Consider the following 15,521-nt stretch of genomic DNA (forward strand, 5'->3'; position numbering starts at 1 on the left):
TGTGGCGTCGTCACAGAACAGGGAGGGGCACATGCGGCAGGCCGTGTTCGACAGCAGGGGCAGCCACATCCGGTGGACCGAGGTGCCCGGGGCGGAGCCCGCCCGGGTGTATGTGCACGGACTCGGATCCATGTCCGCCGTGTACCACGCCCACATCGCCGCCCGCCCCGAACTGGCGGGCAGACGGAGCCTGTTCGTGGACCTGCCCGGGCACGGCACGAGCGACCGGCCCCAGGACTTCGGCTACACCCTGGACGATCACGCCCACGCCGTCGCGGTCGCGCTGGACACGGCCGGGGTCACGAGCGCCGAACTGATCGGGCACAGCATGGGCGGTGCCGTGGCCATCGTCCTTGCCCACCGGCGGCCCGACCTCGTCTCCCGGCTGGTGCTGACCGAGGCCAACCTGGACGCCTGTCCGCCGTCGACCGCCGCCAGCAGCGCTATCGCCGCCTACGAAGAGGAGGAGTTCGTGGAGAAGGCCTACGCGCGCATGCTGGACACGGTCGGCCCGCTGTGGGCGGCCACCATGCGGCTGACCGATCCGCGAGCCCTGCACCGCAGCGCCGTCGGCCTGTACCGGGGCTCCACCCCCGTGATGCGTACGCTCCTGGAGGGACTGTCCGTCGACCGGACCTTCCTCCAGGGCGAAGCCGCCGGGGAACTCGCGGGCCGCGAGCGGCTGGAAGCCGCCGGAGTCCGCGTGATGACGGTGCCCGGCGCCGGGCACAACGTCATGTTCGACAACCCCGGCGCCTTCGCGGCAGCCGTCGCCGGCACGGCCTGATCCGGCGCGTCGGTCAGTCCTCGCGCACCGCGAGCGCGAGGAAACGGGCGTCCTCGTCCACGTACGACGTCAGGCGCCAGCCCGAACGAGCCAGCAGCGGCCGGAGATTGGCCTCGGCCCGCAGGTCGTCGGGCGTGATCCGACGGCCTTGCCGTGCGGCCAGGGCGGCACGGCCGAGGGGATGGAAGAGCCCGAGCACGCCTCCCCGCCGCACCCCGCGGGCCAGTTCCCGCAGGTTCTCCACCGGATGCGACAGGTGGGCGATCAGGCCGGCCGCGAACACGGCGTCCAGGCAGCCCGAACGCAGCGGCAACGCGGCGACGTCAGCGAGCAGCAGCCGTCCCGCGCGGTGCCGGCCCGCCCGTACGGCGGCCTGGAGCATCGCCGGGGTCAGATCGGCCCCGAGCACCACGCCGGTGGGGCCGACGGCGGCCCGCAGTGGCGGCAGGGCCCGCCCCGTGCCGCAGCCCGCGTCCAGCACGCGGTCCCCCTCGCGCAATCCGAGGTCGGCGACGGCTGCCGCGTAGGCAGGGCCGTCATCCGGGAACCGGCTGTCCCAGTCGTCGGCCCGGGCGGTGAAGAATTCCTGGACATGTGTGTGGTCGTCGCTCATGCCCCGCATGATTCCGCACCGCCACCCGGCCTTCGCCGGCGCCGCCGGTCACCGCCAGGACCGCACACGCGCGTTCTCGCGGCTCAGGCCGCCAGGTCTCGTACCGCCACCACATTGTCGATGCTGACCCGCACGAGGAGTTCGCCGGGTACGCCATTGCGGTCGCCGTACTCCTCGGCGTTGTCCTCGCCCACGTACCGGGCCGCGATCCGGGTGGCCCAGTGACGGAGTTCGGCCAGATCCTCCGACACCTCGGCCTCGCCGTTCAGCACCACGAAGTGGAACGGCGGACGCTCGTCGTCCACGCACAGGGCGACCCGGCCGTCACGGATCAGATTGCGCCCCTTCACGGTGTCCTTGCCGGTGGTGAGCACCAGGTCGTCTCCGTCGAGGAGAAACCAGACCGGGGCCACATGGGGGCTCCCGTCGCCGCGAACGGTGGACAGTTTGCCGGTACGGGTGCCGTCCGAGACGAACGCCCGCCATTCCTCATCGGTCATCTTCTCTGCCATGCGCCCATCCTGCTTGCCCGCACGCCGGTCGTGGGGAAGGCTGGCGGAGAGTTCCTCCAGCCAGGGGGAGACATCACACGGGGAGAGGGACATGGCGCAGAACCAGGGCCTCGGCTGGCTCCTGGACGATCTGACCGAGCGGGTGGACCACGTCCGCCACTCGCTGGTCCTGTCGAACGACGGGCTGGTCACCGCGGCGAGCACGGGCCTACGCCGCGAGGACGCCGAGCATCTGGCCGCAGTGGCGTCCGGACTGCACAGCCTGGCCAAGGGCTCGGGACGACACTTCGGCGCGGGCAGGGTGCGCCAGACGATGATCGAGTACGACGATGCCGTGCTGTTCGTGACCGCGGCCGGCACCGGCAGCTGTCTGTGCGTGCTCACCGGGGCGGAGGCCGACATCGGTCAGATCGCCTACGAGATGACCCTGCTGGTCAACCGGGTCGGCGAACACCTCGGCATCGATGCCAGGCAACCCGAGCGAACACGCAAAGCGGGCGCCTGACCTGCGGGTTTTCCCGCCCCCGTGGAGTTATCCACAGGCCCGGAAACGGGCTGGCGGCCAACCGGCTACGGTGGGTGCACGGCGAACGCACAGGGCGTGAGCCACTGACTCCACGGGGGAGTACGACCATGTCGGCCGACCTTTTCCGCCCCACCAGCCCCGACACCTGCAAGCCGAGCGATGCCGCCCGCGAACTGGGACTCAAGCGAGGCGATTTCGACCGCGCCGTGCAGTTCGGCTGCATCCGGACCGTGCCCGACGAGGGCGGGGGAGGGGGCCACCGGGTGGAACGCGCGGAGATCGAGCGCGTCCGCGCCCAGGACGGCTTCCCCGAGTCCCTCCTGGACCGGGTGCGGGTCGTCGGGACGGCGGAGGGGGCCGCCCTCATGGAAATCCCGGCCGGCAGGTTCACCCGGCTCGCCCGCGTGGGCCTGCTCGTGCCCGTCGCGTTCTACCTCAACCGCTACCGAGCCGTGGTCTGGCTCTACCTGGCGGAAGAACTACGCCAGTTCGCGACCGGAGCGGAGAACGCGCACCTGCTCAAGGGACGTACACCCGAGACGCTGCGCGGCCGGCTGGCGGCGGGAGTGGACCTGCGGGCACGCAACTGGCGCGGACGCCATCTGGGCTTCATGCTCCGGCGGGCCGAAGGCCCCTGGGCGCGCGCCGGGGCCGTGGCCGCCTTCCTCTCGCCCGCCGACGTCGCGGACATCGTGAAGGACCCCTACGAGCGGGCGCACCTGAACCGGTCCCGGCCCACGCCGCCCGGGCACGGCGTTCCCGGATCACCCGCCCCGTACGCCGCCGAGCGGATCACGACGGCACAGGACGCGGACGAGATCGGCTGGCTGCGCAGCGAGCTGGCGCGCCTGGTCGAAGAGGCCCGCAGCGTCTCACCCGTCGCGCGCCCGGCCGCCCGCCCCATCCGACCGGTGCTCCGTAGGGCACCCCGGCCCATCCCGCCGATGGCCCGTACGGTGACGGGTCCCGCGGAGGGGACGACGAGATTCCCGAAGCCGACGGCGTCGCCCCCTGGACCGGAAAGCTCCTCCTCGGAGCCGGCGCACCGACTCACGGAGCCGACACGACGATTCACGGAGCCGACACAACGGCTCCCGGAGCCGGCCGCGCGAACCGCGAAGCCGACGGCACGGCCCACGTGGCCGACGGCGCGGCCTGGCGAGCCGGTGGTACGGCACCCCGAACCGATGTCCGCCCCCAGGCCGGCGGTGCGGCCGCCGGCGCCGACCGCACCCCGGGGCCACGGACCGGCACAGCCCGCACCGCAGCGGTCGCCCCGTGGCCTGCGGGCCTGGCTCCGGCGCAGAAGCCCACGGCGCACAGGGCCCGCGCGGGTGTGAACGACTCGTGGCGTAGCCCTGGCCGCGAGGGCTACAGCGCCCGGAACAGACCTTCCTGGACGACCGATACGAGCAGGCGTCCCTCCAGGTCGTAGATGCGCCCGCGGGCCAGCCCACGTCCGCCGATGGCGATCGGGGACTCCTGGTCGTAGAGGAACCACTCGTCCGCGCGGAAGGGCCGGTGGAACCACATGGCGTGGTCCAGCGAGGCCAAGTCGAAGTTGCGCGGACCCCACAGCGGCTCCACCGGGATGCGGACCGCGTCCAGGAGGGTCATGTCACTGGCGTAGGTCAGCGCGCAAGTGTGCACGAGGGGGTCGTCGCCGAGCGGCCCCACCGCGCGCATCCACACGGCACTGCGCGGCTCGGCCCCCTCGATCTCCTCGGCGTTCCAGCGCAGCCGGTCGACGTAGCGGATGTCGAAGGGCTGACGGCGCGCCATCCGCTCCAACTGCTCCGGCAGCGTGCCCAGATGCTTGCGGATCTCCTCCGAGACCGTCGGCAGCGACTCGGGGTGCGGCACCTCGCGGGCCGGCGGCAGCTGGTGCTCGAAAGGTCCTTCCTCAGGCTTGTGAAAGGAGGCGGTCAGATTGAAGATCGTGCGGCCCTGCTGCACGGCCGTGACCCGGCGCGTGGTGAAGGAACGCCCGTCGCGGACCCGTTCCACCTGGTACACGATCGGCACGCCAGGCCGGCCGGGGCGCAGGAAGTACGCGTGCAGTGAATGCACCGGGCGATCGCCCTCCGTGGTGCGGCCGGCGGCGACCAGCGCCTGGCCGGCCACCTGTCCGCCGAAGACCCGCTGGAGGGACTCCTGCGGGCTGCGGCCACGGAAGATGTTGACCTCTATCTGCTCCAGGTCGAGCAGGTCGACCAGTCTCTCGGCCGGATTCGTCATCGATGGGTTTCTCCTTGGCTTGCCACTGGCCGTTGACGGCTCACAGCTGGCCGACGTCGGTGACACGGACGACCGCACGCCCCTCGGCATCGGAGGCCGCGAGGTCCACCTCCGCGCTGATGCCCCAGTCGTGGTCACCGTTCGGGTCGTCGAAGATCTGACGGACGCGCCAGAGGCCGTGCTCCGGCTCCTCCTTGATGACGAGGAGCTTGGGGCCACGGGCGTCGGGGCCGGTGCCGAGGTCGTCGTACTCGTCCCAGTACTTGTCCATCGCCTCGCCCCAGGCGTCGGCGTCCCAGCCGGACTCGGCGTCCAGCTCGCCCAGTTCCTCGACCTGGTCCAGGGCGGCCAGCTCCACGCGGCGGAACATGGCGTTGCGGACGAGGACCCGGAAGGCACGGGCGTTGGTCGTGACCGGCTTGACCTCGTCGGCCTTCTCCTGGGCCTCCTCGGCGGTCATCACCTCCGGATTGGCGAGCTGCTCCCACTCGTCCAGCAGACTGGAGTCCACCTGGCGCACCATCTCGCCCAGCCACTCGATCAGGTCCTGCAGGTCCTCGGACTTCAGGTCGTCCGGGATGGTGTGGTCCAGGGTCTTGTAGGCGCTGGCGAGGTAACGCAGCACGATGCCCTCGGTGCGGGCCAGCTCGTAGAAGGAGACCAGCTCCGTGAAGGACATCGCCCGCTCGTACATGTCCCGGACCACCGACTTCGGCGACAGCGGGTGGTCGCCGACCCACGGGTGGCTCTTGCGGTAGGTGTTGTAGGCGTGGAAGAGCAGTTCTTCCAGCGGCTTCGGGTACGTGACGTCCTGCAGGCGCTCCATGCGCTCCTCGTACTCGACCCCGTCCGCCTTCATCGCGGCCACCGCCTCGCCGCGCGCCTTGTTCTGCTGGGCGACGAGGATCTGCCGCGGGTCGTCCAGGGTGGACTCGACCACGGAGACCATGTCGAGGGCGTAGGACGGCGACTCGGGGTCGAGCAGTTCGAACGCCGCCAGCGCGAACGTGGACAGCGGCTGGTTCAGCGCGAAGTCCTGCTGGAGGTCGACCGTGAGCCGGACGATGCGGCCCTCGGCATCGGGCTTGTCGAGCTTCTCGACGATTCCGCCGTCGAGCAGCGAGCGGTAGATCGCGATGGCCCGGCGGATGTGCCGCAGCTGCTGCTTCCGCGGCTCGTGGTTGTCCTCCAGGAGATGGCGCATCGCCTCGAACGCGTTGCCCGGACGGGCGATCACCGACAGCAGCATCGTGTGCGTCACCCGGAAACGCGAGGTCAGCGGCTCCGGATCCGACTCGATCAGCTTCTGGAAGGTGTTCTCCGTCCAGCCGACAAAGCCCTCCGGCGCCTTCTTGCGCACCACCTTGCGCCGCTTCTTCGGGTCGTCGCCCGCCTTCGCCAGCGCCTTCTCGTTCTCGATGACGTGCTCCGGCGCCTGCGCGACCACGAGTCCCGCGGTGTCGAAGCCGGCCCGGCCGGCCCGGCCCGCGATCTGGTGGAACTCACGGGCCCGCAGGGTGCGCACCCGGCTGCCGTCGTACTTGGTCAGCGCTGTGAACAGCACCGTGCGGATCGGTACGTTGACGCCCACGCCGAGCGTGTCCGTGCCGCAGATGACCTTCAGCAGTCCGGCCTGGGCGAGCTTCTCCACCAGACGCCGGTACTTGGGCAGCATGCCGGCGTGGTGCACGCCGATGCCGTGCCGCACGTAACGGGAGAGGTTGCGGCCGAACTTGGTGGTGAAGCGGAAATTGCCGATCAGCTCGGCGATCTGGTCCTTCTCCTCGCGCGAGCACATGTTGATGCTCATCAGCGCCTGCGCCCGCTCCACGGCCTGCGCCTGAGTGAAGTGCACGATGTACACCGGGGCCTGCTTGCTCTCCAGCAGGTCGGTGAGCGTCTCGGTGAGCGGGGTCAGCTTGTACTCGTAGGAGAGGGGCACCGGGCGGGTCGCGGAGCGGACCACCGAGGTGGGGCGGCCGGTGCGACGGGTGAGATCCTTTTCGAAGAAGGACACATCTCCCAAGGTGGCCGACATCAGGATGAACTGCGCCTGAGGGAGTTCCAGCAAGGGGATCTGCCAGGCCCAGCCGCGGTCGCCCTCGGCGTAGAAGTGGAACTCGTCCATGACGACCTGGCCGACATCCGCGTCCTTGCCGTCCCGCAGCGCGATCGACGCCAGCACCTCGGCGGTGCAGCAGATGACGGGTGCGTCGGCGTTCACGGAGGCGTCGCCGGTGAGCATGCCGACGTTCTCGGTGCCGAACAGCTTGCACAGCTCGAAGAACTTCTCCGACACCAGGGCCTTGATCGGTGCCGTGTAGAAGGTGACCTCGTCCCGGGCCAGCGCGGCGAAGTGCGCGCCCGCGGCGATCATGCTCTTGCCGGAACCGGTGGGTGTCGACACGATCACGTTCGCCCCGGAGACCACCTCGATCAGCGCCTCCTCCTGGTGGGGATAGAGGGTGAGACCGCGTTCCTGAGCCCAGGACTCGAAGGCCTCGTACAGGGCGTCGGGGTCGGCGGTCGGCGGCAGCTGATCGATGAGGGTCACGCCCCCATCTTGCCTGGCCTACCGCCCGAGCGGGGAATCGGCTGCGGGTACCAAGATCATGGAAGCTACGCTGTGTGGCCGGCGAGGCGTCAGCGCACCAGGTCAACTGGGCAGCGCGACACGAGGAATGGGGCGGGAAGCGGCCATGATGGGACCAGCACACTCACTGTCGGGGGCCGCGGCCTGGCTGGGAGTGGGAGCCGCCACAGCGGCGGCCGGACATGCCATGCCCTGGCCGGTCCTCCTCTGCGGCGCCCTGATCTGCGCCGGCGCCGCGCTCGCCCCGGACCTCGACCACAAGGCGGCCACCATCTCGCGGGCCTTCGGGCCGGTCTCCCGCGGGATCTGCGAGATCGTGGACAAACTGTCGTACACCGTCTACAAGGCGACCAGGAAGCAGGGCGACCCACGCCGCTCCGGAGGACACCGCACGCTGACGCACACCTGGGTGTGGGCGGTTCTGATCGGCGGGGGCTGCTCCGCCGTGGCGATCGCCGGGGGCCGCTGGGGGGTGCTGGCGATCCTCTTCGTGCACATGGTGCTGGCGATCGAAGGTCTGCTGTGGCGCGCGGCACGCGGCTCCAGCAGCGATGTCCTGGTCTGGCTGCTGGCGGCGACCAGCGCGTGGATCCTGGCCGGAGTGCTGGACAAGCCGGGTCATGGTTCCGACTGGCTGTTCACCGCGCCGGGGCAGGAGTACCTGTGGCTGGGTCTGCCGGTCGTGCTCGGCGCGCTGGTGCACGACATCGGGGACGCGCTGACCGTGTCCGGCTGCCCGATCCTGTGGCCGATCCCGGTGGGCCGCAAGCGCTGGTACCCGGTGGGGCCTCCGAAGCCGATGCGGTTCCGGGCGGGCAGCTGGATCGAGCTGAAGGTGCTGATGCCGGCGTTCATGCTGCTCGGCGGGGTCGGCTGCGCCGCGGCCCTCAACGTGATCTGACCGGGCCGACGGCACCGGCCCGCGATCGGACGAAGACGGATCGGGCAGGCCGTGACCGGGCCAGGTCATCAGGGCGAGGCGGAGGTTCCCGGGTGTCTCGTGCCCCGGTCCCTGCACGGGCGGGTTCCGCGGTGGTGGCCCGCGATTCCGCGGCGGTCGCCGGATCAGCCCGGCTCGCCCGCGTCCGCCGTGCCGTACCGGCGCTCGAAGCGGGCGATGCGGCCCTCGGTGTCGACTGTACGCGCCTTGCCGGTGTAGAAGGGGTGGCTCTCCGAGGAGATCTCCACGTCGATCACCGGGTAGCTGTGGCCGTCGTCCCACTCGATGGTCTGCTCGCTCCGCGCGGTGGACTTCGTCAGAAAGGCGTACCCGGCGGCGCGGTCGCGGAAGACCACGGGGTGGTAGTCGGGGTGCTTGTCCTGCTGCATGGCGGCTCCTCGGGACGGGAGGTCGGGACGGAGGCGGCCGGGCTGTCCGGTTCAGCCGGGGAGGGCGTCCTCGTCGACGATGTGCACCGCGGCCTCCTCGGCGGAGGCGGCGGCCCCGTCGATGCCGACGTCGGTGGCGACGAGTGCGGCCTCGTCGTCCTCGTGCGCGCCCTCGTCGGGGGCCACCAGCCGACCGGACCGGAAGTTGCCGACCTCATGGTCGAGGGGTTCCCCGTCGGTGCCCTCGCAGTCCCCGATGCCGTCACCGTCGGGCGCGGAGAGGTCGGGCAGCTCTTCGGCGAGCCGCTGGTCGAGGCTCTCGCCCGCCTGGCGTTCGGCCGCCGTCACACCGACGTGTTCGACCGCCCACGGTCGCTCGGGAGGGGACCAGCCGCGGTCGAGGGGGTCGGCGACGCCGTCGAAGTCCAGTGTGTCCTCGACGTCGAGCACCCCCGAGTCCTCCCGGATCTCCGAGGGATCGGGCTGGTAGACGTCATCCCCCCAACCGTCGGCGTTGTCCACGACTACCTCCAGAGGGTGAGGACGGCCGGATGCCGCCCCAGCGGGCGGCGAGCCGTCGGCACGCGCGGCACGGGAGTCATACGCCGTGAACCGGCTGGTCCCCGGGCGTGCCCCGAGCCGCTGCCGCTTTCCAGCCTTCCACCCTGGATCGGCACCGCGCAACGGCACGGCTCCGGGGGTGAGCGCGCGGCCACGCCGCCGGTCCGGACGGGCCCCACCCGGCCAGGTGGCGCGGCAAGCGGGGAGACCCGCCGCCGCCCCGCTCGCACGGAACCTCGGAGTGCGTCAGGCGGACCGCTTCGCCGCCCGGCCTTCCGGAGCGGAGGCGCGGGGGCGCCGTCCGCAGCCGTGGCATCGGGCGCCTACGACCCTGCTGGACCGCCTCCCGCCATCACGGTCGGCGCCTCCACGCTGCCCCCCAGGCAGCCGGCCTTTGCCGCCTCTCCCAGGGGACCGTCCTCCGCAGGCGGTCCCGTCCGGTCCTCACCCGTGCCAGGAGCGCCAGAGTGCCGCGTAGGCCCCCTCCGCCGCGACCAGCTCCTCGTGGCTGCCCAGCTCACTGATCCGGCCGTTCTCGACGACGGCGATCACGTCGGCGTCGTGGGCGGTGTGCAGCCGGTGGGCGATGGCCACCACGGTGCGGCCGTCGAGGACCCGTGCCAAGGAGCGTTCCAGATGGCGGGCCGCGCGAGGGTCGAGCAGCGATGTCGCCTCGTCCAGGACCAGCGTGTGCGGATCGGCGAGCACCAGCCGGGCCAGCGCGATCTGCTGTGCCTGCGCCGGGGTCAGCGCGAGACCGCCGGAGCCGACCTCGGTGTCCAGGCCGTCGTCCAGGGCTCGCGCCCAGCCGTCCGCGTCGACCGCGCCGAGGGCCGCCCACAGCTCGGCGTCCGTGGCGTCCGTGCGGGCCAGCAGGAGGTTGTCGCGCAGGGAACCCACGAAGACATGGTGCTCCTGGTTGACCAGGGCGACATGCGCGCGGACGCGTTCGGCGGGCATCCGGGACAGCTCCGCGCCGCCCAGGGTGACCCGGCCGTCCCGGGGCGCGTAGATCCCGGCGAGCAGCCGGCCCAGGGTGGACTTGCCCGCGCCGGAGGGGCCGACCAGGGCCACCCGGGCGCCCGGAGCGACACGCAGGGAGACTTCGCGCAGCACGTCGACGCCCTCCCGGTAACCGAAGCGCACCCGGTCGGCATCCATGACCCGTCCCGCGGGGGCCAGCGCCGGGTCCCCGGCGTCCGGCTCGATGTCCCGGACACCGACCAGGCGGGCCAGCGACACCTGGGCGACCTGCACCTCGTCGTACCAGCGCAGGATCAGGTTGACCGGGTCGACCAGCATCTGCGCGATGAGGGCGCCGGTGGTCAGCTGGCCCACTCCTATCCAGCCCCGCAGCACGAACACCCCGCCGACCATCAGGACCGAGCCGAGTACGAGGAGGTGGACGGTGTTGATGACCGGGAAGAGCACGGAGCGGAGCCAGAGCGTGTACCTCTCCCACGCGACCCACTGCGAAATCCGCTGCTCGGACAGGGCCACGCGGCGGGCGCCGAGACGGTGCGCCTCGATGGTGTGGCCCGCGTCCACGGTCTCGGCGAGCGCGGCGGCGACGGCGGCGTACCCGGCGGCTTCCGAGCGGTAACCCGACGGCGCCCGCTTGAAGTACCAGCGGCAGCCGATCACCAGGACCGGCACGGCGATCAGCACGGCGGCGGCCAGTGGCGGAGCCGTCACCACCAGCCCGCCGAGCAGCAGTAGGGCCCACACGACACCGATGGCCAGCTGCGGTACGGCCTCGCGCATGGCGTTGGCCAGCCGGTCGATGTCGGTGGTGATGCGGGAGAGCAGGTCGCCGGTGCCCGCCCGTTCCAGCACGCCCGGCGGCAGCCCCACGGACCGCACGAGGAAGTCCTCGCGCAGGTCGGCCAGCATCCGCTCGCCGAGCATGGCGCCCCGCAGCCGTACCTGACGGACGAACACGGCCTGCACGGCGAGCGCCAGCACGAACAGCCCGGCGGTCAGCTCCAGGCGCAGTTCCCGGGACCCGTCCGACACCCGCTCGACCAGCCCGCCGAGCAGGTACGGGCCCGCCATGGAGGCGATCACGGCCACCGTGTTGACGGCGATGAGCAGCAGGAAGGCCCGGCGGTGCCGGCGGAACAGCTCGGTGACGTAGGCGCGCACGGTGGTGGCGGCGCCGACGGGCAGGGTGGTGGCGGTCGTCGGGGCCGCCGGGTCGTAGTCCGGCGGTGCGACGCCGATCATGCGCTCTCCTCGATCTCTTCCAGCTCCTGGAGCTCGTCCAGCAGCATGCCGTCGGCGGCGGCCAGTTCCTCGTCGGTCTCCCGGGTGACCACGGCCCGGTACCGGGGGTCGCCGTCGATCAGCTCGCGGTGCGGGCCGGCCGCCGCGACCCGGCCCTCGTGCACCAGGACGACCTGGTCCGCGCGGTCGAGCAGCAGCGGCGAGGAGGTGAACACCACGGTCGTCCGCCCCGACCGCAGCCGGCGCAGCCCGTCCGCGATCCGGGCCTCGGTGTGCGAGTCGACCGCGGAGGTCGGCTCGTCCAGCACCAGCACCTCCGGATCGGTGATCAGCGATCTGGCGAGGGCCAGCCGCTGGCGCTGGCCGCCGGACAGGGACCGGCCGCGCTCGGTGATCCGGGCGTCCATCGGATCGTCGGCGTCCAGCGAACCCTGCACCAGCGCGTCCAGCACGTCCTCGCACTGCGCCGCGGTGAGCGCGTCCGTGGCCGGCACGGCACCGGAGGAGGGCACGTCCAGCAGTTCGCGCAGTGTGCCGGACAGCAGCACCGGGTCCTTGTCCTGGACGAGGACGGCGGTGCGGGCGCTGTCGAGGGGCAGGTCGTCCAGGGGCACCCCGCCCAGCAGCACCGACCGGTCCGGCTCCGCGGGGTGGCCGCCGAGCCGCTCGGCCAGCCTGCCCGCCGCGTCCGGGTCACCGCACACCACGGCGGTGAACCGGCCGGCGGGAGCGAGCAGACCGGTCACCGGGTCGTACAGGTCGCCGCCCGGCACCTCGGCCTCGCGGGTGCCGTCGGTGTCCGTGGACCGCTGCAGCGACAGCACACGCGCGGCCCGCTTGGCCGACGGGCGGGAGAAGGAGTACGCCATGGCGATCTCCTCGAAGTGCCGCAGCGGGTAGGTGAGGATCATGACCGCGCTGTAGACGGTGACGAGCTCGCCGACGTCGATCCGGCCCTCGCGGGCCAGACCGATGCCGCGCCAGACGACCGCGATCAGCAGCAGTCCGGGCAGCAGCACCTGGACGGCGGAGATCAGCGACCACATCCGGGCACTGCGCACGGCGGCGTGCCGTACCTCCTGGGAAGCCCGGCGGTAGCGGTCCAGGAAGAGTTCCTCGCCGCCGATGCCGCGCAGCACCCGCAGACCCGCGACCGTGTCCGAGGCCAGCTCGGTGGCCCGGCCCGCCTTCTCGCGCTGGACGTCGGCGCGGCGGGTCGCCCGGGGCAGCAGTGGCAGCACCGCGAGCGCCACGACGGGCAGGCCCACGGCGACCACCACGCCGAGCGCGGGCTGGTACACGACCAGGCCGACGGCGACGATCACCACCGTCACGGCGGCGGCGGTGAAGCGGGAGAGGGCCTCGACGAACCAGCCGATCTTCTCCACATCACCCGTGGACACGGCCACCACCTCACCGGCGGCCACCCGCCGGGTCAGGGCGGACCCCAGGTGGGCGGCCTTGCGTGCCAGCAGCTGCTGGACGCGGGCGGCGGCGGTGATCCAGTTGGTGACGGCGGCGCGGTGCAGCATGGTGTCGCCGACGGCGAGCCCCGTGCCGCACAGCAGCATCAGAGCCCCCGTCAGGGCGAGTCGGGTGCCGGAGCGGTCGACGGCCGCCTGCACGCCGAGACCGACGCAGAAGGGCAGGGCGGAGACGGAGACGAAATGAAGCAGGCCCCAGGCGAGCGACTTCAGCTGTCCGCCCAGCTGGTTGCGCCAGAGCCACCACAGGAATCGGGGACCCGAGCGTGCGTCGGGCACGCCCGGATCGGGATACGGAAGGTCTTGGATCTGCATGACGTCCCAGCGGCTCGTGTCAGGGCAGGGCAGGAGCGGAACGCCGCGGTGCGCGGCAGCAAGCCGTGAAAGGTTGACGTCATGCGGTGGTGAATTTCAAACAGTTTTCCCGACGGCCGGCGAAATCGGCCGTGTTCCGGCCATGACACCGCCGTCCGGCAGCCGGGATCCCAGGTTCCCGGCTGCCGCGCGGTCATCGTCCGGCGGAACCGGCGGAACCGGCGGAACCGGCAGATCCGGCGGAACCTGCGGAACCGGCGGGGCTCGCCGGGCCGTCCGGAGCGGCCGGGCCGTCCGGGGCCGACCTGGCGGCCGGGCTGTCCCGTGGAGGCGACGCGGCGGCCGAGGACACCACGTCCACGTCACTCGCCCGTACGTACGCGAGCCGGTGGCCGAACTGGATCTCGTAGTACTTCTCCCGGCCCCACACCACCGGGTTGGGCGTGTCGGTGAAGGACTTGGCGGTGTAGGAGCTGCCGACACCGGACTGCGTCACATACCGCTGGCCGGCCTCGAAGCTGTACGGCAGCGGCGACTCGTCCGGCTCGTCCATGTCCTCCGGGTACGCCTCCTCCTCCGGGAGGGCACGCCCGTACACCGGGACCTCGTCCAGGCCCTCCTTCGGGGTGACCATGCGCCCGGCCGCGCCGACGGCGGTCGGGTGGTTCCGGGGATTCTTGAACCAGGCCTTGTTGCCCTGGAACCAGATCGCCGTCCAGTCGCCGCTGCGGTCGGCCACGGCGAAGGTCTGACCGGCCGAGACCCGTGAACCCAGGTCGTTGACGTCCACGGTGGAGTCGTCGCCGTCCGGCTTGCGGCCCGGGTCCTGGATCAGCGGGGCGCGCTCGTTCGGCTCGGTGTACAGGCGGACGGCGCTGGAGCCGTGCGGCCGACACGGTGAACCACTGCCGGTGCAACCCGTGAACTCCGGCTTGTGCGTGGGGTAGTCGGGCAGGATGGTCACCATGTCACTGTCCGGCCCCGCCGTGGCCCGCAGCGGTGCGCCCAGGAGGTCGAAGTAGTGGCGCCAGTCCCAGAAGGGGCCGGGGTCGTCGTGCATGTCGGGAATGCTGTCGGCGGTCGGGGCCGGCACATTGTCGTGGCCGAAGATGTGCTGCCGGTCGAGCGGGATGGCGTACTTCTTCGCCAGGTACTTCACCAGGCGCGCCGAGGCCCGGTACATCCGCTCCGTGTACCAGGTTCCCGGCTGGGTGAGGAACCCCTCGTGTTCGATGCCGATGGAGCGGGCGTTCACGAACTGGCTGCCGGAGTGCCAGGCCTCGTCCTTGGTCTTGACGTGCTGGGTGATGTGGCCGTCGGTGGAGCGGATCGAGTAGTGCCACGACGACTCCGTGGGGTCCTGCACCGTCTGGAGCATGCTCGGCAGCTCCGCCTCGGTGTCGTGGATGACGATGTACTCGATCGGCTGGTCCCTGGGGCGGTCGGCCAGATCGTGGTTGCCGTACGCGCTGTCGTCGATCTCCTCGTACGGCGCGCCGAGCCAGTCGCAGGCCAGTTCGGCGGGGCACTCGACGTCCTTCTGCCGTTGCGGGCCTTGGGCGGTGGAGGCTTGCTGGCGCGGCCGGACGCGGGGGGTGGCGGGGAGCGTGACCTCCTGTCCCTCGGCGGTGGTGCGGTGCGCGCCCCGGCGGATCAGGGCGAAGACGTCGTCGGCGTAGGCGGCGGCCGACGAGACGTCACGGGTGCCCGGGAAGCGTGCCACCGCCTCCCACCAGTCCCCCGGGTCGGTGCTGAGGGGCTTGCCGAGCTGACGTTGGGTGGCGGCCAGGAGCGCCGCGCCGCCGCGTACGTTGGCGACGGCGTCCTTGCGCAACTGTTCGGCCGGGACGTGGATCAGCCGTGCCGCGTGGGGCAGATCGGCGGGCTGCACGGCGCGACCGGGGGAGGTGTCGGCGCCGCCCGTGGCGGCCGGCCCGGGGGCCGCGGCGCGGGGCTGGGCGTGGACGCCGTCCGTCGCCCCCGGATCGGCGGAGGGCGCGGGTGTCGTGACGAGCTCGGGGTCCAGCAGGTGCATCGGCCCGAAGCCGCCCGCGACGCTGGGCGCGCCGGGGTGGGAGTCCCAGCGCGACTGCAGGTAGGACACGCTCATGAGGACACTGCGGGGCACGTGGAACTCGCGCGCGGCGTCCGTGAAGGCGTCCTGCAGCCGCCGGTCGGACGGATCGGCGCAGCCGGACATCGGGAGGATCAGCAGCGGTGGCAGCAGCGCCGCCCCCGCGATCACACAGGCCGTACGGCGGCATCTCCGGACGGCACCGGGGACACGAGCAACGACAGATCTTCTCATTGCAGGGGCTCTCCCAACCACGCTCGTTC

At 71.9% G+C, this 15,521-nt stretch carries 13 protein-coding genes; 4 read left to right on the forward strand and 9 right to left on the reverse strand.

Annotated features, from left to right (window positions below; genetic code table 11):
- Positions 1-31 precede the first annotated feature (31 nt).
- The gene (locus IH25_RS0105805; RefSeq protein WP_030604034.1) at positions 32-787 is read left to right on the forward strand and encodes an alpha/beta fold hydrolase; all 756 of its coding nucleotides are present in this window, start codon (positions 32-34) and stop codon (positions 785-787) included.
- A 13-nt stretch (positions 788-800) separates the two neighbouring features.
- Here IH25_RS0105805 and IH25_RS0105810 read toward each other — a convergent pair whose 3' ends face one another.
- Positions 801-1,400 (reverse strand): class I SAM-dependent methyltransferase, encoded by a 600-nt coding sequence (locus IH25_RS0105810; protein WP_030604039.1) that lies wholly within the window; start codon positions 1,398-1,400, stop codon positions 801-803.
- A gap of 83 nt (positions 1,401-1,483) precedes the next feature.
- Positions 1,484-1,912 (reverse strand): PPOX class F420-dependent oxidoreductase, encoded by a 429-nt coding sequence (locus IH25_RS0105815; RefSeq protein ID WP_030604041.1) that lies wholly within the window; start codon positions 1,910-1,912, stop codon positions 1,484-1,486.
- Positions 1,913-2,003: 91 nt separating this feature from the next.
- Between IH25_RS0105815 and IH25_RS0105820 the strand changes: the two genes are divergently transcribed.
- Both IH25_RS0105820 and IH25_RS43180 read left to right on the forward strand, forming a co-directional pair.
- The gene (locus tag IH25_RS0105820; protein ID WP_030604047.1) at positions 2,004-2,417 is read left to right on the forward strand and encodes a roadblock/LC7 domain-containing protein; all 414 of its coding nucleotides are present in this window, start codon (positions 2,004-2,006) and stop codon (positions 2,415-2,417) included.
- Between the two features lie 128 nt (positions 2,418-2,545).
- Positions 2,546-3,778, forward strand: coding sequence for a DUF6397 family protein (locus IH25_RS43180; RefSeq protein WP_394298415.1), 1,233 nt, complete (start codon positions 2,546-2,548; stop codon positions 3,776-3,778).
- Positions 3,779-3,809: 31 nt separating this feature from the next.
- Here the strand turns inward: IH25_RS43180 and IH25_RS0105830 are convergent, their stop codons facing one another.
- Together IH25_RS0105830 and IH25_RS0105835 are read right to left on the reverse strand one after the other, a co-directional pair.
- The gene (locus IH25_RS0105830) at positions 3,810-4,676 is read right to left on the reverse strand and encodes an acyl-CoA thioesterase (RefSeq protein ID WP_030604052.1); all 867 of its coding nucleotides are present in this window, start codon (positions 4,674-4,676) and stop codon (positions 3,810-3,812) included.
- 40 nt (positions 4,677-4,716) lie between these two features.
- Entirely contained in the window at positions 4,717-7,230 is a 2,514-nt protein-coding gene (locus tag IH25_RS0105835) for a DEAD/DEAH box helicase (RefSeq protein WP_030604055.1), read from the reverse strand.
- 145 nt (positions 7,231-7,375) lie between these two features.
- On the opposite strand from IH25_RS0105835, the gene IH25_RS0105840 reads away from it, so the two are divergent.
- Positions 7,376-8,170: a metal-dependent hydrolase gene (locus IH25_RS0105840; RefSeq protein ID WP_030604057.1), complete on the forward strand. Its 795-nt coding sequence runs from the start codon at positions 7,376-7,378 to the stop codon at positions 8,168-8,170.
- A gap of 164 nt (positions 8,171-8,334) precedes the next feature.
- On the opposite strand, the gene IH25_RS0105845 is transcribed toward IH25_RS0105840, so the two are convergent.
- The 5 genes from IH25_RS0105845 to IH25_RS0105865 all read right to left on the reverse strand — a co-directional run bounded on the left by IH25_RS0105845 (position 8,335) and on the right by IH25_RS0105865 (position 15,492).
- The gene (locus IH25_RS0105845) at positions 8,335-8,598 is read right to left on the reverse strand and encodes a type B 50S ribosomal protein L31 (RefSeq protein ID WP_030604060.1); all 264 of its coding nucleotides are present in this window, start codon (positions 8,596-8,598) and stop codon (positions 8,335-8,337) included.
- 51 nt (positions 8,599-8,649) lie between these two features.
- On the reverse strand, positions 8,650-9,120 hold the full coding sequence (locus IH25_RS0105850) for a DUF5709 domain-containing protein (protein WP_030604063.1): 471 nt from the start codon (positions 9,118-9,120) through the stop codon (positions 8,650-8,652).
- Between the two features lie 483 nt (positions 9,121-9,603).
- Complete coding sequence (locus tag IH25_RS0105855; protein ID WP_030604068.1) at positions 9,604-11,385, reverse strand: ABC transporter ATP-binding protein; 1,782 nt, start codon at positions 11,383-11,385, stop codon at positions 9,604-9,606.
- The gene (locus IH25_RS0105860; RefSeq protein WP_030604072.1) at positions 11,382-13,184 is read right to left on the reverse strand and encodes an ABC transporter transmembrane domain-containing protein; all 1,803 of its coding nucleotides are present in this window, start codon (positions 13,182-13,184) and stop codon (positions 11,382-11,384) included. Before IH25_RS0105860 ends, IH25_RS0105855 begins: the two co-directional genes overlap by 4 nt.
- A gap of 193 nt (positions 13,185-13,377) precedes the next feature.
- Positions 13,378-15,492 (reverse strand): N-acetylmuramoyl-L-alanine amidase, encoded by a 2,115-nt coding sequence (locus tag IH25_RS0105865; RefSeq protein WP_245172709.1) that lies wholly within the window; start codon positions 15,490-15,492, stop codon positions 13,378-13,380.
- Positions 15,493-15,521: the final 29 nt, after the last annotated feature.

This window comes from Streptomyces achromogenes subsp. achromogenes (assembly GCF_000720835.1).
Taxonomy (GTDB): Bacteria; Actinomycetota; Actinomycetes; order Streptomycetales; family Streptomycetaceae; genus Streptomyces; species Streptomyces achromogenes.